This window comes from Thermophilibacter sp. ZX-H3 (assembly GCF_052599055.1).
Genome location: NZ_JBQXES010000007.1, coordinates 43,678 through 63,788, shown reverse-complemented (window position 1 = coordinate 63,788; position 20,111 = coordinate 43,678). Strand labels below are relative to the sequence as shown.

The following is a 20,111-nucleotide window of genomic DNA, read 5'->3' as shown; positions in this document are numbered from 1 at the left end:
GCAACGCCCCGCGCGCGAGAATTGCCATGACCCCCAAATCGGCAGCGCGCGGACAGGCGGAGGTGGACGCGCTAGGCGAGCGGGCGCAGGGAGGAGAGCTCGGCCGCATACGCGGTGCCGTCCACGACGGCGCGTCCCCAGGGGTCGACGGTCTCGAACGTGCCGCATGAGAGCGCGGCCTCTCCGTCGCCCGCGAGCACGCGGACCTCGTTGCCGAGCCAGGCGAGGCGGGCGAGGTAGTCCTCGCGAATCCCGTCGAGCGGCCGGTCGCCGGGTGCGGCGGCCCATGCGTCGACCCGTCGGACGACCTCGCCCCGCAGCGCCTCGGCGAGGGCCGAGAAGGACGGCGCGCCCCCCAGCTCGGCCAAGGAGATCGCGGGCAGGTCACGCGGCGCCCGTCCCACGTTGACGCCCACGCCGCAGACGGCGAACGTCCGCCCGGCGTCATCGCGCGCGGTCTCGACGAGGATCCCGGCCAGCTTGCGCCCGCGAGCGAGGACGTCGTTGGGCCACTTGAGCTGCGTGCCACGCAGGACGTCCGTCACGCCCAGCCCGCAGGCGGCGGCAAGGCCGGGGAGGCGTGCGGGGCTTACGGCGGGCCGCAGCACGACGGAGAGGTAGAGGTTGCCCTCGGGCGACTCCCACGCGTGCCCGCGCCGCCCGCGCCCCGCAATCTGGCGTCGCGCGGCGATTGCGGACCCGTGCGCCGCGCCGGCCCGGCCAAGGGAAAGCGCCTCGTCGTTCGTGGAGCCAACCTCGTCGACCACGCGAATCTCGGTTTCGTTTTCCATACGCTCTCCCGGTCGTTTCCCCCGTTTGCGGCAGGTGCTCAAATGGTACACACGCGTGTGGAGGTATCGTGGCAAAATAGCGGGGTGGGGGAATGACGACGCAGCGTCATCGTCTATATTGCTAGCCTACCAAAGAGATGTTGACGCGTTAACAACAGAGCGAGGCAGGAGGCGAGAAGATGGGATTCCGCATTCTGGGAACGGGCTCGGCGCTTCCGGCGCGCTCCGTCACCAACGACGACCTCTCGGAGTTCCTGGATACCTCTGACGAGTGGATCTTCCCCCGGACCGGCATCAGGAGCCGCCGCATCTGCACCTCCGAGTCGCTCGACGACCTCGCGTGCGAGGCGAGCCGCGGCGCCCTCGAGGCGGCCGGCGTCACGCCCGACCAGCTTGACCTCATCATCTGCTCCACCACGAGCGGCGACCACCTCATCCCCGCCGAGGCCTGCGCCATCGCCGAGCGCCTCGGCGCGACCTGCCCGGCCTTCGACGTGTCGGCGGCCTGCGCGGGCTTCGTCTTTGCCCTCGACGTCGCGGACGGCTACTTCGCGCGCGGCCGCGCGGAGCGCGTGCTCGTCGTTGCGGCGGAGAAGATGAGCCGCCTCGTGGACTGGGAGGACCGCGCCACGTGCGTCCTCTTCGGTGACGGGGCCGCCGCGGCGGTTCTGTCCGCGGGCGGCCAGAACCCGCTCGCCATGCGGCTCGAGACGGAGCCGTCCGTGGAGATCCTCCACGTGCCCGGCATCGGGGGCAGCTCGCCCTACGACGCGACCGAGCATCCCGCCAACACCCTCTCCATGGAGGGGCGCCGCGTCTTCAAGTTCGGCGTGAACGCCATCTGCACCTCGGTGACCGAGCTCGCGCGCGAGGCGGGCGTGGCCGTCGAGGACATCGACCACTTCGTCTTCCATCAGGCCAACGAGCGCATCCTGTCGTCAGCCGTCGCCCGCCTGGGCCTCGATGACGAGAAGGTCGTGCGCTCGCTTGCGGAGACCGGCAACATCTCGAGCGCGTGCGTGCCGCTCGCCCTCGACCGGCTCGTCCGCTCCGGCCAGCTCAAGGCCGGACAGCTCGTCGCCCTCGTGGGCTTTGGGGCCGGCCTCGATACGGGTGCCTGCCTGCTCCGCTGGGAGTAGGTCGCACATATTCGTCCATTGGCGCGCCCGACCGGGCGCACGGAACAAAGGAGAACACCATGGCAGATCAGAGCACCTTCGACCGCGTCTGCGCGATCGTCCGCGAGCAGGGCGGCCTCGATGACGTCGAGCTCACCGCCGAGACCACGCTCGCCGAGGTCGGCCTGGACAGCCTGGCCACCGTCGAGGCCGTTATGGCCTGCGAGGACGAGTTCGGCATCGAGATCGACGCCGAGTCCAACCCCACCACCATCGGCGAGTTCGTCGAGATGGTCGACGCCCTCCTGGAGAACTAGCCATGCTGCGCACCCCCATCTGTGACCTTCTCGGCATCGAGAAGCCCGTCTTCCAGGGCGGCATGGCCTGGATCGCCGACGCCTCCCTCGCCGCCGCGGTCTCCGAGGCCGGCGGCCTCGGCATCATCGCCGCCATGAACGCCAACGCCGACTGGCTGCGCGACCAGATCCACGAGCTGCGCGAGAAGACCGACAAGCCCTTCGGCGTGAACGTCATGCTCATGAGCCCGTTCGCCGACGAGGTCGCCCAGGTCGTCATCGACGAGCACGTGCCCGTGGTCGTCACCGGCGCCGGCAACCCCACCAAGTACATGAAGGCCTGGAACGCGGCCGGCATCAAGGTCATCCCCGTGGTGGCCTCCGTTGCCATGGCCAAGCTCGTCCAGCGCGCCGGCGCCGTGGCCGTGGTGGCCGAGGGCACCGAGTCCGGCGGCCACATCGGCGAGACCACCACGATGGCCCTCGTGCCGCAGGTCGTGGATGCCGTGAAGATCCCCGTCATCGCCGCCGGCGGCATCGCCGACGGGCGCGGGGTCGCCGCCGCCCTCATGCTCGGCGCCGTTGGGGTCCAGGTGGGGACGCGCTTCCTCGTGGCGGAGGAGTGCACCGTGTCCGACAAGTACAAGGACATGGTCCTCAAGGCCAACGACATCGCCACGCGCGCCACCGGCCGCTCGACCGGCCACCCGGTCCGCGCCCTCAAGAACCCGTTCTCCAACAAGTACGCCCAGATGGAGTCCTCGGGCGCGCCCGAGGAGGAGCTCAACGCCTTTGGCACCGGGGCACTCCGCAAGGCCGCCAAGGAGGGCGACTACGAGAACGGCAGCTTCCTCTGCGGCCAGATCGCCGGCATGGTGAAGGAGCGCCAGAGCGCGCTCGAGATCGTCGACGACCTCGTGAACGGGGCCGAGAAGGTCCTGGCAGGAGCGATGCAATGGGTAAAGTAGCCTTCCTCTTCGCCGGCCAGGGCGCCCAGCACCCCGGCATGTGCGCCGACCTCATCGAGTCCGAGCCCGCGGCCAAGGCCGTCTTCGACGTGGCGGACGCGGTGCGCCCCGGCACCACCGAGCAGTGCCTCTCCGGCACCAAGGAGGAGCTGGCGCAGACCATCAACACGCAGCCCTGCGTCTTTGCCGCCGACCTCGCGTGCGCCCGCGCGCTCGCCGGGCGCGGCGTGACGCCGGACGTGGTGGCGGGCTTCTCGCTCGGCGAGGTCGCCGCGCTCACCTTTGCCGGCGCCTACACCGACGAGCAGGGCTTCGAGCTCGTGTGCCACCGCGCCGAGCTCATGGCCGACGCCGCAGAGACCCACCCCGGCGCCATGCGCGCCGTCGTGAAGCTCGACGCGGAGACCGTCGAGCGCCTCGCGGCCGAGGCGGGCGACGCCTGGCCCGTGAACTACAACAGCCCGCTCCAGACCGTCGTCGCGGGGACGCCGGAGGCCTGCGAGAAGCTCGATCTTCTCGTCAAGGAGGCCAAGGGCCGCGCGATGAAGGTCGCCGTCTCGGGCGCCTTCCACAGCCCGTTCATGGCGGATGCCGAGAAGGGCCTCGCCGCGTACCTCGCGGACGGCCATGCCCCGGCCCGTCCGTCCGTTCCCGTGCTGGCCAACCGCACGGGCGAGGCCTACCCGGCTGACGAGGCCGAGCGCGTCGAGCTGCTCTCCAGCCAGGTGGCCAACCCCGTCCAGTGGGTCCGCACCCTGCAGAGCATGGCCGCCGACGGCGTCGACACCTTTATCGAGGTCGGTCCCGGCAAGACCCTCACGGGCCTCGTCTCCCGCACGCTCGAGGGCGTCACGGCGCTGCCGTGCGAGACCGTCGAGCAGCTCGAGGCGGTTCTCGCCGCGCTTTCCGAGAAGGGGGAGTAGCCATGGCCGAGAAGACCGGGACCATCGAGCGCGACGCCTCCCGTCGCGTGGCCCTCGTGACCGGCGCCTCCCGCGGCATCGGCCGCGCCGTCGCCGAGGGGCTCGCCGCGGACGGCTTTGACCTCGCGCTCGTCTACGCGGGCAACGAGGCCGCGGCCGCCGAGGCCGTCGCCGCCTGCGAGGAGGCCGGCGCCACGGCGCGCGCCTATCGCTGCGACGTCTCGGACGCGGAGGCCGTGAAGGCCACCGTCGACGCGGTCCTCGCCGACTTCGGGAGCGTCTGGGCCCTCGTCAACAACGCGGGCGTCACCCGTGACGGCCTGCTCGTGCGCATGAGCGACGAGGACTTCTCCCGCGTGATCGACGTCAATCTCAAGGGCGCCTTCCACACCACGCGCGCCCTCACGCGCGCCTTCATGCGCCAGCGCGGCGGCCGCATCGTGAACATGGCGTCCGTCGTGGGCCTCATGGGCAACGCCGGCCAGGCCAACTACGCGGCGTCCAAGGCGGGCCTGATCGGCCTCACCAAGTCCGTGGCGCGCGAGCTCGCTCCGCGCGGCGTGACGGTGAACGCCATCGCGCCCGGCTTCGTGGAGACGGACATGACGGCGGTCCTCTCCGAGGGCGTCGTCGAGAGCTACGAGAAGCAGATTCCCCTCGGGCGCCTGGCCACTGCGGACGAGATCGCCGCAGTCACCCGCTTCCTGGTGAGCGACGCTGCGTCCTACGTGACCGGCGAGGTCATCCGCGTCGACGGCGGCATGGCGATGTAACTGGCACGCGTGCAAAAGGGACAGTCACTTTTGCACGCCCGCACGACAGACGTGCAAAAGTGACTGTCCCTTTTGCACGCGTTGGGAGTTGAGATGGAGCACAGGGTAGCAATCACCGGTATCGGCGCCGTTACGCCGCTCGGAAACACGGCCAAGGAGACGTGGGAGGGCATGGTCGCCGGTCGCTGCGGCATCGGCCCCATCACCCACTTCGACACCGAGGCGTTCAAGGTCAAGGTCGCCGCCGAGGTCAAGGACTTCGACGGCGCCGAGCTCCTGGGCAAGCAGGAGGCGGCGCACCTGGACCTCTATTCCCAGTACGCGCTCGTCGCCTCCGACGAGGCCATGGCCGACTCCGGCCTCGACGCCGAGGGCTCGATCGACCGCGAGCGCCTGGGCGTCTACGTGGGCTCCGGCACGGGCGGCATCAACGCCTTCGCCGACAACGTCCACACCATCGCCGAGCGCGGCCCGCGCCGCGCCTCCCCGTTCATGATCACGATGATGATCGCCAACATGGCGACCGGCAACATCGCCATCCGCCACAAGGCCCTTGGCCCCACCCTGCCCGTCGTGACCGCCTGCGCCACCTCCGCCCACGCCGTGGGCGAGGCCTTCCGCGCGATCAAGCACGGCTACGCCGACGCCATTCTCGCCGGCGGCGCCGAGGCCGCGATCATGCCCGAGTCCATCGCCGGCTTCACGAGCTGCCGCGCCCTCACCACCAACCCGGACCCCGCGACCGCGTGCCGCCCGTTCGACGCCGACCGCAACGGCTTCGTCATGGGCGAGGGCGCCTGCGTGCTCGTCCTCGAGGAGTGGGAGCACGCCGTCGCGCGCGGTGCCCACATCTACGCTGAGGTCGTGGGCTACGGCAACACCGACGACGCCTACCACATCACCTCTCCCGACCCGGAGGCGGCCGGCATCACGCGTGCCATCAGGCTCGCCGTGGAGGAGGGCGGCGTGAAGCCCGAGGAGGGCCTCTACATCAACGCCCACGGCACCTCCACCAAGCTCAACGACGCCTCCGAGACCCTCGGCTTCAAGCAGGCCCTCGGCGAGGAGGCCGCGCGCGCCGCGCACGTCTCCTCGACCAAGTCCATGACCGGCCACATGATCGGGGCCACCGGTGCCGTCGAGGCCATGGCCTGCGCCCTCGCCCTCGAGAACGGGGTCGTCCCGCCCACGATCAACTATCACACGCCCGACCCGGCGTGCGACCTCGACTACACGCCCAACGAGGCCGTGGAGTGCGAGCTCACCTGGGCCCTCTCCACCAACCTCGGATTTGGCGGCCACAACGCCGCGCTGGCGCTGCGCGCCGTGGAGAGGAGCTAACGATGGACTCTGCGAAGATCTCCCAGATTGCCGACATCATGAGGGACCACGGCCTCTCGCGCGTGCGCGTCGAGGAGCCTGACGGCTCGGCGGTCGAGCTCGAGTGCGGCGCCGTCGCGCCCGCCCCGGCCGCGCCCGCCGCGCCCGCCCCGGCGCCCGCGGCTCCGGCCCCTGCCGCCCCCGCGGCCCCTGCGCCCGCGCCGGCGGACGACGCCCCCATGGACATGTCCCACGCCACGGCCGTGCGCGCGCCGATGGTCGGCGTCTTCTACGCGGCACCCTCGCCTGGGGCCGAGCCCTTCGTGCACGTGGGCTCCAAGGTCAAGAAGGGCGAGACCCTCTGCGTCATCGAGGCCATGAAGGTCATGAACGAGGTCACCGCCGAGGCCGACGGCGAGATCGTCGACATCTGCGTGAAGGACGGCGACCTCGTCGAGTACGGCTGCTGCCTCATGAAGATCTACTAGGTGGAAAAGGGACAGTCACTTTTGCACGGTCACGTTTCCACGTTGGGAGCTGAGAAGATGAACAAGGAAGAGCTCAAGGACCTGCTGCCCCATCGCGAGCCGATGCTCCTGCTCGACGAGGCGGAGGTCGTCGACGGCGAGGCCCACGGCAAGATCACCATCACCGGTGACGAGTTCTTCGTCCAGGGCCACTTCCCGGGCAACCCCATCGTCCCGGGCGTGATCCAGTGCGAGATGCTCGCGCAGAACTGCTGCGTTCTTCTCGCCGACGACCTTGCCGCCAAGGGCGCCACGCCCATGTATACGAGCCTCGACAAGGTTCGCTTCAAGCATCCCGTGCGTCCTGGTGACACGGTGGAGCTCACGTGCCGCATCACCAGGAGCCGCGGGCCCTTCCGCTTTGCCACGGGCGAGGCCCGCGTGAACGGCGAGCTCTGCTGCCAGGCGGAGATGTCCTTCGCGCTGATGTGACGGAGGCTCTTCCGTGCAAAGGGGACAGTCACTTTTGCACGGTGCTGGGCATTCGAAGAGAGCGGCGTGCAAAAGTGACTGTCCCCTTTGCACGGTGCGCCAGGAGGCGACGATGTTCGACAAGATCCTCATTGCGAACCGCGGCGAGATCGCGGTCCGCGTGATTCGCGCCTGCAAGGAGATGGGCGTCAAGACCGTTGCCGTGTACTCCACGGCCGATGCCGAGGCGCTGCACGTCGCCCTTGCCGACGAGGCCTATTGCATCGGCGGGCCGCGCCCGGCGGACAGCTACCTCAACGAGGACGCCATCCTCACGGTCGCCCTGCAGTCGGGCGCCAAGGCCATCCACCCCGGCTACGGGTTCTTCTCGGAGAACTCGCACTTCGCGCGCGAGTGCCAGAAGTGCGGCCTCGTGTTCATCGGCCCCGACCCGGACGTCATCGACCGCATGGGCGACAAGGACAACGCGCGCCGCACCGCCCGCGAGGCGGACGTGCCCATCGTTCCGGGCTGCGACCTGCTCAAGGACGCGGACGAGGCGGTCCGCGAGGCGGAGCGCATCGGCTGCCCCGTGCTCATCAAGGCGCGCTCGGGCGGCGGCGGCCGCGGCATCCGCAAGGTCGAGGAGCCAGCCGACGCCGGCAAGGCCTTCACCGAGGCCCATGCCGAGGCCGAGGCGGCCTTCGGCGACGGCGAGTGCTACATGGAGAAGTTCGTCTCCCCGGCCCACCACGTCGAGGTCCAGGTCCTCGCCGACGCCCACGGCAACGTGGTCTCCCTCGGCGAGCGCGAGTGCTCCGTCCAGCGCCGCAACCAGAAGCTCGTGGAGGAGAGCCCGGCGCCGTGCCTGGACGCCCACCCGGGCGTCCGCGAGCGCATGCACAAGGCCGCCCGCGACCTCACGCGCGCCGTGGGCTACGTGGGCGTGGGCACGATCGAGTTCCTCTTCGCCGACGACGGCAACTTCTACTTCATGGAGATGAACACGCGCCTGCAGGTCGAGCACCCGGTCACGGAGTTCGTGAGCGGCGTCGACCTCGTCAAGTGGCAGCTGCGCGTGGCGGCGGGGGCCGAGCTGCCCTTCTCGCAGGATGACATCTCCATTCAGGGGCACGCCATCGAGTGCCGCATCAACGCCGAGACGCCGGAGTTCCTCCCGTCCTGCGGCGACGTCACGATGCTGCACGTCCCCGGCGGCCCGCAGGTCCGCTTTGACTCCGCGCTCTACGTGGGGGCCGTGGTCCCGCCGTACTACGACTCGCTCCTCGGCAAGCTCATCGTCTGCTCGTCAACCCGCGAGGAGGCCATCCGCAAGATGCGCTCCGCCCTCGGCGAGCTCGTGGTCGACGGCGTGGCCGAGAACAGCGAGCTGCACCTCGACATTCTCGCCAACCCCGAGTTCGTCTCGGGGAACTACCACACCAACCTGATGGAGCATCTCTATGAGTAAGCGAGAGAAGAGCATCAACGCCCTCGAGGGGCCGATGACCGAGGTGTCGGCGGAGTTCCCCGAGCGCCACATCCTCGTCAAGTGCCCGGGCTGCCGGCGCGTGATCGATCAGGACAAGCTCGCCCAGAACCTTGACGTGTGCCCGCGCTGCGGGCGCCACCTGCGCGTCTCCGGCCGCAAGCGGATGCGCATGACCGTGGACGCCGGGAGCTTCCAGGAATGGGACCGCGACCTCGCCGCCACGGACTTCCTCGAGTTCCCCGGCTATGCCGAGAAGCTCGCGGACGCGCGCGAGAAGTCCCACGAGGCCGACGCCGTCGTGTGCGGGCGCGCCGAGATCGGCGGCCACGAGTGCGCGGTCTTCTTCATGAACGCCGAGTTCATGATGGGCTCGATGGGCTCGGTGGTGGGCGAGAAGATCTGTCGCACCTTCGAGCGTGCCACCGAGCTCGGGCTGCCCGTCGTGGGCTTCACCGTCTCCGGCGGCGCCCGCATGCAGGAGGGCACGACCTCGCTCATGCAGATGGCCAAGGTCTCGGCGGCCGTGCGCCGTCACGGCGAGGCGGGTCTGCTCTACCTGACCGTGCTCACCGACCCGACCACCGGCGGCGTCACCGCGAGCTTTGCCATGGAGGGCGACGTCATCCTCGCCGAGCCGGGCGCGCTTGTGGCCTTTGCCGGCCCGCGCGTGATCGAGCAGACCACCCACAAGCGCCTGCCCGCGGGCTTCCAGCGCTCCGAGTTCCTGCTCGAGCACGGCTTCTGCGACCTCATCGTGGAGCGCAAGGACATGGTGGCCACCCTGACCGAGCTCCTTGCCCTGCACGAGGGCGAGGCCCCCGCGGCCGGGGCCCCGCACACGCTCTCCCGCGAGGAGCCCCGCGGCAAGCGCGGCGCGCGCCCCAAGCGCGTGGAGGAGCCGACCTGCGCCTACGACATCGTCAAGCTCACCCGCTCCGCCGACCGCGCGACGGCGCTCGAGCTCCTGGAGCGTGGCCTCGACGGCTTCGTCGAGCTTCACGGCGACCGCCTCTTCGCCGACGACGCCGCCATCGTGGCGGGCATCGGCTGGAAGGGAGGCCGCGTGATGACCGTCATCGCCATCGAGCGCGGCAACTCAACCAAGGAGCGCGTGCGCCGCAACTTCGGCATGGCGCACCCCGAGGGCTACCGCAAGGCGCTGCGCCTCATGCGCCAGGCAGAGAAGTTCGGCCGGCCCGTGGTCTGCCTCGTCGACACCTCCGGGGCCTACTGCGGCATCGGCGCCGAGGAGCGCGGCCAGGGCGAGGCCATCGCCACCAACCTCGTTGCCATGAGCGGCCTTCGCACGCCCGTGGTGAGCGTCGTGGTGGGCGAGGGAGGATCGGGTGGGGCGCTCGCGCTCGCCGTCGCCGATCGCGTGCTCATGCTGAGGAGCGCCGCGTACTCGGTCGTGAGCCCCGAGGGCTGCGCCTCGATTCTCTGGAAGGACCCGAAGCGCGCCGACGATGCCGCCGCGGCGCTGCACATCACCGCCGAGGACCTCACCGAGCTCGGCCTCGTGGACGGCGTGGTCAACGACATCGGGCTCACGCACACCGAGATCGCCCACGACCTCGTGCGCGAGGTGGAGCTTGCCCTTGACGAGCTGGGCCAGCTCGACGCCGACCAGCTCGTGGGCCTTCGCTACGACAAGTTCCGCGCGATGGGAGGGGATAGGATATGCTCGCGCTCGTAACCGACTCCACCTGCGGCCTGACGCGTGTTGAGGCCGATGAGCTGGGCGTCATCGTGCTCCCCATGACCTACTCGGTCGACGGCGTCCGCTACTCGGAGGCGCCCGTCGGGGAGAACGGCGACTACGGCTCGCTCATCTCGGCCGGCTCCCGCGTCGAGACCGAGGCCGTCCACCCGTCTGCCTTCGAGCGCGTCTTCCGCGAGCGCCTCGCCGCGGGCGACGACGTCCTCTGCGTCACCATCTCGTCCCGCCTTTCCGGCACGTTCCGCAGCGCCGAGGAGGCCGCCGCCGCGGTCGACCCGAGCGGCGAGCGCGTGGCCGTCCTCGACTCCTGGAACACCGCGGGCGCGCTCGAGTTCCTCGTCCGCCGCGCGCACGCGCTCGCGGCCGCCGGCAGCTCGCTTGCCGAGGTCGTGGCCGGCCTTGCCGAGGCCCGGCGCGGCACCCGCATCGTCTTCAGCGTGCCCGACATGGGGGCGCTCTTCAGAAGCGGCAGGCTCGGCGCCATCCGCCGCGCCGTGGCCACCAAGCTCAACCGCTATCCCGTCATGGCCCTCCAGGAGGGCGGAATCGAGAAGTACGGCGACGGGCGCGGCGCGCGCGGCATGGCGGCCGCGATGGTGCGCCGCGTGCCAGAGGGAAGCCGTGAGCTCGTGGTGTCGCACTTCGGGCCGCGTGGCGTCGAGGCGCGCGAGGTGTTTCTCGCCGCGCGCTCCCGCTTCCCCGAGGCGCACGTGCGCGTGAAGGACGGCGGCCCGGTGCTCGCCAAGCATCTCGGCGTCGGCGCCGTGGGGCTCTCCTGGGCGTAGGCGTCCTCAGGGCCGGCGGGCGCGCTTCTCAGCGCGGAGGGCGCGCCCGCACTCATGAGTGCGGGCATCAAGTGCAGGCAAAAGTGCCGAGAAGGACCATCGAGTGCGTGGTTCTTCTCGGCATTTGTCGTTGAGTGCGGGCATCGAGTGCGGCGGAGGCCCGCACTCGTGAGTGCGCGCATCGAGTGCGGTGGCATCCGCCCCGCCCCTCGGCGCGTGCCGGCCCCTGCCGTTCTTCTCGCCTGCGCGTGAACGTACGGTGAAGAATGGATACGCCCGGGACCGTGGCGTTTTGACAACAGCTGGTCATGCGCGTAATGTTCATCGTCGCGTCAATCCGGGGCAGAGGTGCTGCTCGGCCCTTGAATACGAGAAAAACGGCACGTCGATAGTATAGAAGGAGAGAGCTTTGCCTACTATCAACCAGCTGGTCCGCAAGGGCCGCATGAGCGTCAAGGCCAAGTCCAAGAACGCCGCCCTGCAGCACAACCCCCAGAAGCGTGGCGTCTGCACCCGCGTCTTCACCACCACCCCCAAGAAGCCGAACTCCGCCCTTCGTAAGGTCGCCCGTGTGCGCCTCGTGAACGGCATCGAGGTCACCGCCTACATCCCCGGCGAGGGCCACAACCTCCAGGAGCACTCGATCGTCCTCATCCGCGGCGGCCGTGTGCGTGACCTCCCCGGTGTCCGCTACAAGATCATCCGTGGCGCCTACGACTGCGCCGCCGTGCAGAACCGCCAGAAGGCGCGCTCCCGCTACGGCACCAAGCGCCCGAAGTAGTGAACAGCCGCACAATCGTCATCAGAACCGAGGAGATATAACATGCCGCGTCGTGCATCCAAGAACCACCGTCGCGAGGTCCAGCCGGACGCCGTGTACAACAACCGTCTCGTGACCCAGCTCATCAACAAGGTCCTTCTCGACGGCAAGAAGGCCACCGCCGAGCGCATCGTCTACGGTGCCTTTGACATCGTCGCCGAGAAGTCCGGCGAGGACGCCCTCTCCGTCTTCAAGAAGGCCATGGACAACATCCGCCCGACCCTCGAGGTCAAGCCCAAGCGCGTCGGCGGCGCCACCTACCAGGTGCCCATGGAGGTCAACTCCCGCCGCGCCACCACCCTCGCCATCCGCTGGATGGTCAACTTCTCCCGCGCCCGCAAGGAGAAGACCATGGCCGAGCGTCTCGCCAACGAGATCCTCGACGCCTCCAACGGCGTCGGCGCCTCTGTCAAGAAGCGCGAGGACCTCTTCAAGATGGCCGAGGCCAACCGCGCGTTCTCTCACTACCGCTTCTAAGCCGATCCGAGGGAGCTACTTATGGCAAAGGTTAAGTACAAGCTCGAGGACCTCCGCAACATCGGCATCATGGCCCACATCGATGCCGGCAAGACCACCACGACGGAGCGCATCCTCTACTACACGGGCAAGACCCACAAGATCGGCGAGGTTCACGACGGCGCCGCCACCATGGACTGGATGGTCCAGGAGCAGGAGCGCGGCGTGACCATCACCTCCGCGGCCACCACGTGCTTCTGGAAGGACCACGTCATCCAGATCATCGACACCCCGGGCCACGTTGACTTCACGTCCGAGGTCGAGCGCTGCCTGCGCGTCCTCGACGGTGCCGTTGCAGTCTTCGACGCCGTCGCCGGCGTCCAGCCGCAGTCCGAGACCGTCTGGCGTCAGGCCACCACGTACGGCGTCCCCCGCATCGCGTTCATCAACAAGTATGACCGCATCGGCGCCGACTTCTTCCACGCCATCGACACCATGAAGGACCGCCTGCACGCCAACGCCGTGGCGGCCCAGATCCCGATGGGTGCCGAGAACAACTTCTGGGGTCTCGTCGACCTGGTCACCATGACCGCGTGGGACTTCAAGGAGGACGCCAAGGGCATGATCTACCCCGAGCCCATGGACGCCATCCCCGACGAGTTCATGGACCTCGCGCAGGAGAAGCGCGAGGAGCTGCTCGACGCCGCCTCCAACTTCTCCGACGAGATCATGGAGGCCGTGCTCGAGGAGCAGGAGATCCCCGTCGACGACCTCAAGGCGGCTCTCCGCAAGGGCGTCATCGCCGGCGAGCTCAACCTCGTCTTCGTGGGCTCCGCCTACAAGAACAAGGGCATCCAGGAGCTCCTCGACGCCGTCGTGGACTACCTCCCGAGCCCGCTTGACGTCGCCGAGATCGACGGCACCAACCTCAAGGGCGAGCCCGAGGTCCGTCACGCCGACCCGAAGGAGCCCTTCGCGGCCCTCGCCTTCAAGATCATGACCGACCCGTACGTCGGCAAGCTCACCTACATCCGCGTGTACTCTGGTCAGGCGGAGGCGGGCTCTTACGTCTACAACTCGGTCAAGGACAACCGCGAGCGCCTCGGCCGCATCCTCGAGATGAACGCCAACGAGCGCGTCGACCGTGACGAGTGCTCCGCCGGCGACATCGTCGCCTGCGTCGGCCTCAAGAACACCACCACCGGTGAGACCCTCTGCGACGAGAAGCACCCCGTCATCCTCGAGTCCATCGAGTTCGCGACGCCGGTCATCTCCGTTGCCGTGGAGCCCAAGACCAAGGCCGAGCAGGACAAGATGTCCGTTGGCCTGGCCAAGCTCGCCGAGGAGGACCCGACCTTCCAGGTCCACACCGACCACGAGACCGGCCAGACCATCATCTCCGGCATGGGCGAGCTGCACCTGGAGATCATCGTCGACCGCCTGCGCCGTGAGTTCAAGGTCGACTGCAACGTCGGCAAGCCGCAGGTCGCCTACCGCGAGACCGCCGGCAAGGCCGTCACGCACGTCGAGGGCAAGTTCGTCCGCCAGTCCGGCGGTCGCGGCCAGTACGGCCACGCCGTCATCGACATGGAGCCCAACGAGCCGGGCAAGGGCTACGAGTTCGAGAACGCCATCGTCGGTGGCGTCATCCCGAAGGAGTACATCCCCTCCGTCGACAAGGGCATCCAGGAGGCGCTCGAGAGCGGCGTCATCGCCGGCTACCCGGTCGTCGACATCAAGGTCAAGCTCGTCGACGGCTCCTACCACGAGGTCGACTCCTCCGAGGCGGCCTTCAAGATCGCCGGCTCCATGGCCATCAAGGAGGCCCTGAAGAAGTCCAACCCCGTCCTTCTCGAGCCCGTCGAGCAGGTCGAGGTCGAGACGCCCGAGCAGTACATGGGCGACGTCATGGGCAACCTCTCCTCCCGCCGCGGCAAGATCGAGGGCATGGAGGATCGTCGCGACACCAAGGTCATCCGCGCCAAGGTGCCCCTGGGCGAGATGTTCGGCTACGCCACGGACCTTCGCTCCCAGACGCAGGGTCGCGCGAGCTACACCATGCAGTTCGACTCGTACGAGCCCGTGCCGAAGGCCGTCCGTGACGAGATCGTCGCCAAGAACGGCGGCAACGCTTCCTAGTTAACGACCACCGAGCCCTAGCTCATTGGAGGTACCACAGTGTCAAGCCAGAAGATCAGGATTCGCCTCAAGGGCTACGACCACGAGGTCGTTGATCAGTCCGCGAAGCTCATCGTCGACACCGCCCAGAAGACCGGTGCCCGCGTGTCCGGCCCCATCCCCCTGCCCACCGAGCGCAACCTCTACACGGTCATCCGCTCGCCGCACAAGGACAAGGACTCCCGCGAGCAGTTCGAGATGCGCACCCACAAGCGCCTCATCGACATCCTCGACCCCTCGCCGTCCACGGTTGACTCGCTCATGCGTCTCGACCTCCCGGCCGGCGTCGACATCGAGATTAAGCTCTAAGCGGTAACGCACGTCGGGGGCGCCCCCGGTCTTCCTACGAGAAGTGCTCTTCGAGGAACTTCTCTTCGGAAGACCGGGGCGCCCTGCGTTACGGACATACTGAGCCGGCGGTAGCGTAGTCCCATGCTGTTGCCAACCTGTAATGTGGGGAAGCTACTATGGCGAGAAGGACGGTTGCTCTGAGAGGGGACTCGCCATGAACATCGTTTGCCTTGACCTTGAGGGCGTGCTCGTACCTGAGATCTGGATCGCGTTTGCGGAGGAGTCGGGCATCCCCGAGCTGCGACGCACCACGCGCGATGAGCCCGACTACGACAGGCTCATGGCCTTCCGCATCAAGACGCTGCACGAGCACGGGCTGGGGCTGCCGCAGATCCAGGACGTCATCTCGCGCATCGACCCCCTGCCCGGGGCGCGTGAGTTTCTCGACGCCCTGCGCGAGCGTACGCAGGTCGTGATTCTCTCCGACACGTTCGAGGAGTTTGCCAAGCCGCTCATGGCCAAGCTCGGCTGGCCCACGCTGCTCTGCAACTCGCTCGTGGTCTCCCCGGAGGGAGAGATCCTCCGTCACCGCATGCGTTGCGAGAACTCCAAGCTCACGACCGTCCGTGCGCTTCAGTCCTGCGGATACGAGACCATTGCCGCGGGCGACTCCTTCAACGACCTCGCCATGATTCGTGCGAGCAAGGCGGGCTTCCTCTTCCGCAGCACCCCCGCCATCCAGGAGGCCAATCCCGACCTCCCCGCATATGAGACCTATGACGAGCTCCTCGCCGGGATAACGGCGGCGCTCGAGCGGTGATTGACGGGGCACGACGCGCCCCGAGCCCCAGGCGACGATTGTCGGTGATTTTTGACGTGACCCTTCTGTAGCTCAGGTATGCTGACCGGAAAAGCGCAGGTAAAAGCACCGCCTTTATCATGTGTGCCAAACGGGCCCCGCAGAAATCACCGACAATCGAATCGTCATGCGAAAAAGAACGTGCACGTCGCTTTGCGGGGTATCATATGCCCGGCGAAAGGGGGCAGGATGCCGACGCTCTACATCCTCCGGCACGGCCAGACCGAATACAACCTGCAGCATCGGGTCCAGGGGCACTGCGACTCCCCGCTCACGCCGCTCGGCGTCGAGCAGGCGCATGCGGCGGCTCGCTGGATCGCGGGTCAGGGGGTGCGCTTCGACCGCATGTGCACGTCGCCGCTCGGGCGTGCCGTGTCCACGCTCGAGGTGGTCCGCGAGGAGCTCATGGCGCGAGGCGAGAAGGACCTTCCTCCCGTCGAGCCCCTGGACGCCCTGATGGAGCGGAGCTACGGCCCCTTCGAGGGCGGCCCCGCCTCCGACGTGCCCGCGGAGCTGTGGGATCCCGGCGAGGCGCTCGTGCCCTTCGGCGGGGAGGGGAGCGTCGCGCTGCGCCGTCGCATCGTTGCGGCGATGACCGAGGTCGTGAGCGCCCCGGGCGTCGAGACGGCGCTCGCGGTCTGCCACGGCTCGGCGACGCTCCAGTTTAAGAAGGCGTGGGAACACCTTGCTCGCTGTCCCCAGGACGTGGCGCTCGGGAACTGCTGCGTGCTCGTCTACGAGTTCGACCGCCCTTCCGGGCAGTTCTTCTGCGATCGCATCGTGAATCAGTCCCTCTAGCCATACGAGGCGCGCGGCCGTGCAAGGCGTGCAAAGGGGACAGGCACTTTCGCACGGGTTCACCGTGCGAAAGTGCCTGTCCCCTTTGCACGGTCCCCTTTGCACGGCCGCACGCCGTTCACGGGTGGATACGCCCGGCAGCGCGGGAACTCAAGCCCCAGCTCAGAGCCCACAAAACTTTTGCGGAGACATTGTGAATTCGTGTATGCCCGTGTAGACTAGACAGGCTGCGCTAATGGGGAGAGGTGTGCCTCGAACCGGGGTGCGGCAGATACAGGACGTGGTCCGCTGGGGAGGGGCAAAGGGTGCCCCACAGGTCCCATGACCACCGAAGGTTAGGAAAGAGCATGGTCAGCACGATCCTTGGCCGCAAGCTTGGGATGACGCAGATCTGGGACGAGAACGACAACGTCGTGCCCGTCACCGTCATCCAGGCTGGCCCCTGCACTGTCTCGCAGGTCAAGACGAAGGCGACCGACGGCTACGACGCCGTCCAGATCGGCTTCGGAGACATCTCCGCCAAGCACGTCAACAAGCCCATGGCCGGCCACTTCAAGGCCGCCGGCGTCGAGCCGATGCGCTACCTGCGCGAGGTCCGCGTCGAGAACGGCGAGGAGCACAAGACCGGCGACGTCGTCACCGTCGCTGACTTCGCCGAGGTCAAGGCCGTCGACGTCATCGGCACCTCCAAGGGCAAGGGCTTCCAGGGCACCATCAAGCGCTGGAACTTCTCGCGCGGCCCCATGACCCACGGCTCCCGCAACCAGCGCCGCCCGGGCTCCATCGGCCAGTGCGCCTACCCCGCGCGCGTCCGCAAGGGCCTGCACATGTACGGCCACATGGGCGACGAGCGCGTGACGGTCAAGAACCTCAAGCTCGTCCGCGTTGACGCCGAGCAGAACCTCATGCTCGTCAAGGGCGCTGTCCCCGGCGGCAAGAACGCTCTCGTCCAGGTCCGCATGGCCTAAGTGCCAGGAAATCTCTTAGGCTAACAAGGAGGACAGAATGTCCAAGTACGCAATCAAGAACGCCGAGGGGGCCCAGGTCGCTGAGGCCGAGCTCGCCGACGGCGTCTTCGGCATCGAGCCGAACATCCCCGTCATCCACCAGGTCGTGGTGTGCCAGGACAGCTGCGCCCGCCAGGGCACCCACTCCGTGAAGAACCGTCACGAGGTCTCCGGCGGCGGCGCCAAGCCCTACCGCCAGAAGGGCACCGGCCGTGCCCGCCAGGGCTCCACGCGCGCCGCGCAGTGGACCGGCGGCGGCGTCGTCTTCGGCCCCACCCCGCGCACCCACAACAAGCGCATCAACAGCAAGATGGTCAAGCTCGCCATGCGCTCCGTGCTCTCCGGTAAGGTCGCCGACAGCGAGCTCGTCCTCGTCGACGCCCTCTCCTTCGAGAAGCCGTCCACGAAGCAGGCCAAGGCCCTTCTCGCCAGCCTCGGCATCGAGGGCAAGCGCGTGACCGTCGTCGTCTCCGACGATGACGTCAACACCTACCTCTCGTTCCGCAACCTCCAGCAGGTCAACGTCATCGGCATGTCCGAGGCCACGACCCGCAACCTCATCGACAACGGCGCCCTCGTCATGACCGCCGACATCGCGAAGCAGTTCGAGGAGGTGCTCGCATAATGAACTCCGCCTACGACGTGATCATCCGCCCGATCGTCTCCGAGCGTTCCTTTGACCTCATGGAGCAGGGCAAGTACACCTTCGAGGTGGCCAAGGCCGCTCCCAAGGAGGAGATTGCCGCCGCCATCGAGAAGCTCTTCGGCGTCCACGTGGTGAAGGTCAACACCATGAACGTCTCCGGCAAGAAGAAGCGCGTCCGCTATCAGACCCCCGGCACCACGCGCTCCTGGAAGAAGGCCGTCGTGACCCTCGCCGCCGGCGAGACGATCGAGATCTTCGGCAGCCAGCAGGCCGCCGAGTAGGTCAGCACCCCGCCCGAGCCCCCAAGGGGGCCGGGCTTTTGTGCCCCGCGCGATGGATACGCGCGGAACCGTGGTAATCCGGTGTCGGCCGCCAATCCCTGAGCGGTCGGCCAACGGAAGAAGAAGGGAAAGAGTCAATGGCAGTCAAGCACCTCAAGCCCACGAGCGCGGGCCGTCGCTTCCAGACGGTCTCGGACTTCGCCGAGATCACCCGCAGCACGCCCGAGAAGTCGCTTCTCGAGCCCCTGCCCAAGAAGGCGGGCCGCAACAACAACGGTCGCATCACCACCCGTCACCAGGGCGGCGGCCACAAGCGTCAGTACCGCAAGATCGACTTCAAGCGCGTCAAGGACGACGTGCCGGCCAAGGTCGCCACGATCGAGTACGACCCCAACCGCTCCGCCCGCATCGCGCTGCTCCACTACGCTGACGGCGCCAAGGCCTACATCCTGTGCCCCGAGGGCCTGCACGTGGGCGACACCGTCCTGTCCGGCACCAAGGACGTGGACATCAAGCCCGGCAACTGCATGCCGCTCTCCGAGATCCCCGTCGGCACCCTCGTGCACGCCGTGGAGTTCCAGCCTGGCAAGGGCGCCGCTATGGCCCGCGCCGCCGGCACTTCCGTCCAGCTCATGGGCAAGGACAACGGCTATGCCGTCCTGCGCATGCCCTCCTCCGAGCTTCGCCGCGTCCTGCTCACCTGCCGCGCCACGATCGGTGAGGTCGGCAACGCCGAGCACTCCAACATCGTCGTCGGCAAGGCCGGCCGCAGCCGCTGGGCCGGCGTCCGCCCGACCGTCCGTGGTACCGTCATGAACCCGGTCGACCACCCGCACGGCGGCGGCGAGGGCAAGAACCACACCTCCGGCCGTCCGTCCGTGACGCCCTGGGGCAAGCCGACGAAGGGTTACAAGACGCGCGACCCGAAGAAGGCCTCCAACCGCCTGATCATCCGTCGCCGCAAGTCCAAGTAGTCGCAACACGAGTAGTAGGAGATAGAAAGCATGAGCAGAAGTCTCAAGAAGGGCCCGTTCGTGGAGACTCGCCTCCTCGCGCGTGTCGCCGCTCAGAACGAGGCCGGCACCAAGGAGGTCATCAAGACCTGGTCGCGCTCCTCGACCATCTTCCCCGAGATGGTCGGTCACACGATCGCCGTTCACGACGGCCGCAAGCACGTGCCCGTGTACGTCACCGAGTCCATGGTCGGGCACAAGCTGGGCGAGTTCGCCCCCACCCGCACGTTCCGTGGCCACAAGGAAAAGTAGGGGGTAGGGAAACAACATGCCTCAGAACACCAACACCAACGAGGTCCGCGCGACGGCCAAGTACGTCCGCGTCGCCCCTCGCAAGGCTCGCGCCGTCGTCTCGCTGATTCGCGACCTCCCCGTCGAGAAGGCCCTCGAGGTCCTGCAGTTCTCGACCCGCGCCGCCTCCGTGGACGTGGCCAAGGTCCTGCGCTCCGCGATCGCCAACGCCGAGAACAACAACGGCCTGCGCGGCGACAACCTCTACGTGAAGCTCGCCTACGTTGACGAGGGCCCCACCCTCAAGCGCATCCGTCCGCGCGCCAAGGGCTCTGCCTCTCGCATCAACAAGCGCATGAGCCACATCACCGTCGTCGTCGCTCCTCGAAAGGAGGCGTAGGGAAAGC

General features: G+C 68.2%; 24 protein-coding genes. 23 read left to right on the top strand and 1 reads right to left on the bottom strand.

From position 1 onward, the window contains the following. Nucleotides 1-71 precede the first annotated feature (71 nt). Nucleotides 72-791 carry a biotin--[acetyl-CoA-carboxylase] ligase gene (locus tag ACULPM_RS04365; protein ID WP_167930855.1) on the bottom strand — a complete coding sequence of 240 codons (720 nt, stop codon included), beginning with the start codon at nt 789-791 and terminating at the stop codon, nt 72-74. 179 nt (nt 792-970) lie between these two features. On the opposite strand from ACULPM_RS04365, the gene ACULPM_RS04360 reads away from it, so the two are divergent. The 23 genes from ACULPM_RS04360 (at nt 971) to rplV (ending at nt 20,104) form a co-directional block, all read left to right on the top strand. Then, nucleotides 971-1,930, top strand: coding sequence for a 3-oxoacyl-ACP synthase III family protein (locus ACULPM_RS04360; RefSeq protein WP_167930856.1), 960 nt, complete (start codon nt 971-973; stop codon nt 1,928-1,930). 59 nt (nt 1,931-1,989) lie between these two features. Then, nucleotides 1,990-2,226 (top strand): phosphopantetheine-binding protein, encoded by a 237-nt coding sequence (locus tag ACULPM_RS04355; RefSeq protein WP_075279237.1) that lies wholly within the window; start codon nt 1,990-1,992, stop codon nt 2,224-2,226. A 2-nt stretch (nt 2,227-2,228) separates the two neighbouring features. Beyond that, nucleotides 2,229-3,173 (top strand): enoyl-[acyl-carrier-protein] reductase FabK, encoded by a 945-nt coding sequence (fabK, locus tag ACULPM_RS04350; RefSeq protein WP_445331188.1) that lies wholly within the window; start codon nt 2,229-2,231, stop codon nt 3,171-3,173. Further along, the gene (locus ACULPM_RS04345; protein ID WP_445331187.1) at nt 3,161-4,096 is read left to right on the top strand and encodes an ACP S-malonyltransferase; all 936 of its coding nucleotides are present in this window, start codon (nt 3,161-3,163) and stop codon (nt 4,094-4,096) included. Before fabK ends, ACULPM_RS04345 begins: the two co-directional genes overlap by 13 nt. Before the next feature lie 2 nt (nt 4,097-4,098). Continuing rightward, nucleotides 4,099-4,869, top strand: a complete 771-nt coding sequence (gene fabG, locus ACULPM_RS04340) for a 3-oxoacyl-[acyl-carrier-protein] reductase (RefSeq protein WP_445331186.1) — start codon at nt 4,099-4,101, stop codon at nt 4,867-4,869. Between the two features lie 93 nt (nt 4,870-4,962). Continuing rightward, entirely contained in the window at nt 4,963-6,210 is a 1,248-nt protein-coding gene (gene fabF / locus ACULPM_RS04335) for a beta-ketoacyl-ACP synthase II (RefSeq protein ID WP_445331185.1), read from the top strand. Between the two features lie 2 nt (nt 6,211-6,212). After that, nucleotides 6,213-6,677, top strand: a complete 465-nt coding sequence (gene accB, locus ACULPM_RS04330) for an acetyl-CoA carboxylase biotin carboxyl carrier protein (protein WP_445331184.1) — start codon at nt 6,213-6,215, stop codon at nt 6,675-6,677. A 57-nt stretch (nt 6,678-6,734) separates the two neighbouring features. Further along, a complete protein-coding gene (fabZ, locus tag ACULPM_RS04325; RefSeq protein WP_075279243.1) occupies nt 6,735-7,148 on the top strand; it encodes a 3-hydroxyacyl-ACP dehydratase FabZ in 414 nt (137 codons plus the stop codon). A gap of 112 nt (nt 7,149-7,260) precedes the next feature. Beyond that, nucleotides 7,261-8,598, top strand: a complete 1,338-nt coding sequence (gene accC, locus ACULPM_RS04320) for an acetyl-CoA carboxylase biotin carboxylase subunit (protein ID WP_167929791.1) — start codon at nt 7,261-7,263, stop codon at nt 8,596-8,598. After that, nucleotides 8,591-10,315, top strand: a complete 1,725-nt coding sequence (gene accD, locus ACULPM_RS04315; RefSeq protein WP_167929792.1) for an acetyl-CoA carboxylase, carboxyltransferase subunit beta — start codon at nt 8,591-8,593, stop codon at nt 10,313-10,315. The genes accC and accD overlap by 8 nt, the downstream gene beginning before the upstream one ends. Next, entirely contained in the window at nt 10,300-11,124 is an 825-nt protein-coding gene (locus ACULPM_RS04310; RefSeq protein ID WP_167929793.1) for a DegV family protein, read from the top strand. The genes accD and ACULPM_RS04310 overlap by 16 nt, the downstream gene beginning before the upstream one ends. 409 nt (nt 11,125-11,533) lie before the next feature. Then, nucleotides 11,534-11,905, top strand: coding sequence for a 30S ribosomal protein S12 (gene rpsL, locus ACULPM_RS04305; protein WP_075279247.1), 372 nt, complete (start codon nt 11,534-11,536; stop codon nt 11,903-11,905). 42 nt (nt 11,906-11,947) lie between these two features. After that, entirely contained in the window at nt 11,948-12,421 is a 474-nt protein-coding gene (gene rpsG / locus ACULPM_RS04300; protein WP_075279248.1) for a 30S ribosomal protein S7, read from the top strand. Between the two features lie 21 nt (nt 12,422-12,442). Further along, complete coding sequence (gene fusA, locus ACULPM_RS04295) at nt 12,443-14,539, top strand: elongation factor G (protein ID WP_075279249.1); 2,097 nt, start codon at nt 12,443-12,445, stop codon at nt 14,537-14,539. A gap of 39 nt (nt 14,540-14,578) precedes the next feature. Further along, nucleotides 14,579-14,887, top strand: coding sequence for a 30S ribosomal protein S10 (rpsJ, locus tag ACULPM_RS04290; protein WP_072374151.1), 309 nt, complete (start codon nt 14,579-14,581; stop codon nt 14,885-14,887). A 196-nt stretch (nt 14,888-15,083) separates the two neighbouring features. Continuing rightward, the gene (thrH, locus tag ACULPM_RS04285; protein WP_445331183.1) at nt 15,084-15,689 is read left to right on the top strand and encodes a bifunctional phosphoserine phosphatase/homoserine phosphotransferase ThrH; all 606 of its coding nucleotides are present in this window, start codon (nt 15,084-15,086) and stop codon (nt 15,687-15,689) included. A gap of 228 nt (nt 15,690-15,917) precedes the next feature. Continuing rightward, a complete protein-coding gene (locus ACULPM_RS04280) occupies nt 15,918-16,526 on the top strand; it encodes a histidine phosphatase family protein (protein WP_445331182.1) in 609 nt (202 codons plus the stop codon). Nucleotides 16,527-16,873: 347 nt separating this feature from the next. Next, nucleotides 16,874-17,494, top strand: a complete 621-nt coding sequence (gene rplC, locus ACULPM_RS04275; protein WP_167929796.1) for a 50S ribosomal protein L3 — start codon at nt 16,874-16,876, stop codon at nt 17,492-17,494. A gap of 37 nt (nt 17,495-17,531) precedes the next feature. Further along, nucleotides 17,532-18,158: a 50S ribosomal protein L4 gene (gene rplD / locus ACULPM_RS04270; RefSeq protein ID WP_167929797.1), complete on the top strand. Its 627-nt coding sequence runs from the start codon at nt 17,532-17,534 to the stop codon at nt 18,156-18,158. Beyond that, nucleotides 18,158-18,460 carry a 50S ribosomal protein L23 gene (gene rplW, locus ACULPM_RS04265; RefSeq protein ID WP_075279254.1) on the top strand — a complete coding sequence of 101 codons (303 nt, stop codon included), beginning with the start codon at nt 18,158-18,160 and terminating at the stop codon, nt 18,458-18,460. Before rplD ends, rplW begins: the two co-directional genes overlap by 1 nt. 137 nt (nt 18,461-18,597) lie before the next feature. After that, nucleotides 18,598-19,434: a 50S ribosomal protein L2 gene (gene rplB, locus ACULPM_RS04260; protein WP_167929799.1), complete on the top strand. Its 837-nt coding sequence runs from the start codon at nt 18,598-18,600 to the stop codon at nt 19,432-19,434. A 30-nt stretch (nt 19,435-19,464) separates the two neighbouring features. Next, on the top strand, nt 19,465-19,725 hold the full coding sequence (rpsS, locus tag ACULPM_RS04255; RefSeq protein WP_072374173.1) for a 30S ribosomal protein S19: 261 nt from the start codon (nt 19,465-19,467) through the stop codon (nt 19,723-19,725). Nucleotides 19,726-19,741: 16 nt separating this feature from the next. Next, nucleotides 19,742-20,104: a 50S ribosomal protein L22 gene (gene rplV / locus ACULPM_RS04250; RefSeq protein ID WP_167929800.1), complete on the top strand. Its 363-nt coding sequence runs from the start codon at nt 19,742-19,744 to the stop codon at nt 20,102-20,104. The last annotated feature ends 7 nt before the right edge of the window (nt 20,105-20,111 follow it).

Excerpts from the sequence above, each read along its gene's own strand:
- ACULPM_RS04365 (WP_167930855.1), bottom strand. The coding sequence starts at position 791 with ATGGAAAACGAAACCGAGATTCGCGTGGTCGACGAGGTTGGCTCCACG.
- ACULPM_RS04360 (WP_167930856.1), top strand. The coding sequence starts at position 971 with ATGGGATTCCGCATTCTGGGAACGGGCTCGGCGCTTCCGGCGCGCTCC.
- ACULPM_RS04355 (WP_075279237.1), top strand. The coding sequence starts at position 1,990 with ATGGCAGATCAGAGCACCTTCGACCGCGTCTGCGCGATCGTCCGCGAG.
- fabK (WP_445331188.1), top strand. The coding sequence starts at position 2,229 with ATGCTGCGCACCCCCATCTGTGACCTTCTCGGCATCGAGAAGCCCGTC.
- ACULPM_RS04345 (WP_445331187.1), top strand. The coding sequence starts at position 3,161 with ATGGGTAAAGTAGCCTTCCTCTTCGCCGGCCAGGGCGCCCAGCACCCC.
- fabG (WP_445331186.1), top strand. The coding sequence starts at position 4,099 with ATGGCCGAGAAGACCGGGACCATCGAGCGCGACGCCTCCCGTCGCGTG.
- fabF (WP_445331185.1), top strand. The coding sequence starts at position 4,963 with ATGGAGCACAGGGTAGCAATCACCGGTATCGGCGCCGTTACGCCGCTC.
- accB (WP_445331184.1), top strand. The coding sequence starts at position 6,213 with ATGGACTCTGCGAAGATCTCCCAGATTGCCGACATCATGAGGGACCAC.
- fabZ (WP_075279243.1), top strand. The coding sequence starts at position 6,735 with ATGAACAAGGAAGAGCTCAAGGACCTGCTGCCCCATCGCGAGCCGATG.
- accC (WP_167929791.1), top strand. The coding sequence starts at position 7,261 with ATGTTCGACAAGATCCTCATTGCGAACCGCGGCGAGATCGCGGTCCGC.
- accD (WP_167929792.1), top strand. The coding sequence starts at position 8,591 with ATGAGTAAGCGAGAGAAGAGCATCAACGCCCTCGAGGGGCCGATGACC.
- ACULPM_RS04310 (WP_167929793.1), top strand. The coding sequence starts at position 10,300 with ATGCTCGCGCTCGTAACCGACTCCACCTGCGGCCTGACGCGTGTTGAG.
- rpsG (WP_075279248.1), top strand. The coding sequence starts at position 11,948 with ATGCCGCGTCGTGCATCCAAGAACCACCGTCGCGAGGTCCAGCCGGAC.
- fusA (WP_075279249.1), top strand. The coding sequence starts at position 12,443 with ATGGCAAAGGTTAAGTACAAGCTCGAGGACCTCCGCAACATCGGCATC.
- thrH (WP_445331183.1), top strand. The coding sequence starts at position 15,084 with ATGAACATCGTTTGCCTTGACCTTGAGGGCGTGCTCGTACCTGAGATC.
- ACULPM_RS04280 (WP_445331182.1), top strand. The coding sequence starts at position 15,918 with ATGCCGACGCTCTACATCCTCCGGCACGGCCAGACCGAATACAACCTG.
- rplC (WP_167929796.1), top strand. The coding sequence starts at position 16,874 with ATGGTCAGCACGATCCTTGGCCGCAAGCTTGGGATGACGCAGATCTGG.
- rplD (WP_167929797.1), top strand. The coding sequence starts at position 17,532 with ATGTCCAAGTACGCAATCAAGAACGCCGAGGGGGCCCAGGTCGCTGAG.
- rplW (WP_075279254.1), top strand. The coding sequence starts at position 18,158 with ATGAACTCCGCCTACGACGTGATCATCCGCCCGATCGTCTCCGAGCGT.
- rplB (WP_167929799.1), top strand. The coding sequence starts at position 18,598 with ATGGCAGTCAAGCACCTCAAGCCCACGAGCGCGGGCCGTCGCTTCCAG.
- rpsS (WP_072374173.1), top strand. The coding sequence starts at position 19,465 with ATGAGCAGAAGTCTCAAGAAGGGCCCGTTCGTGGAGACTCGCCTCCTC.
- rplV (WP_167929800.1), top strand. The coding sequence starts at position 19,742 with ATGCCTCAGAACACCAACACCAACGAGGTCCGCGCGACGGCCAAGTAC.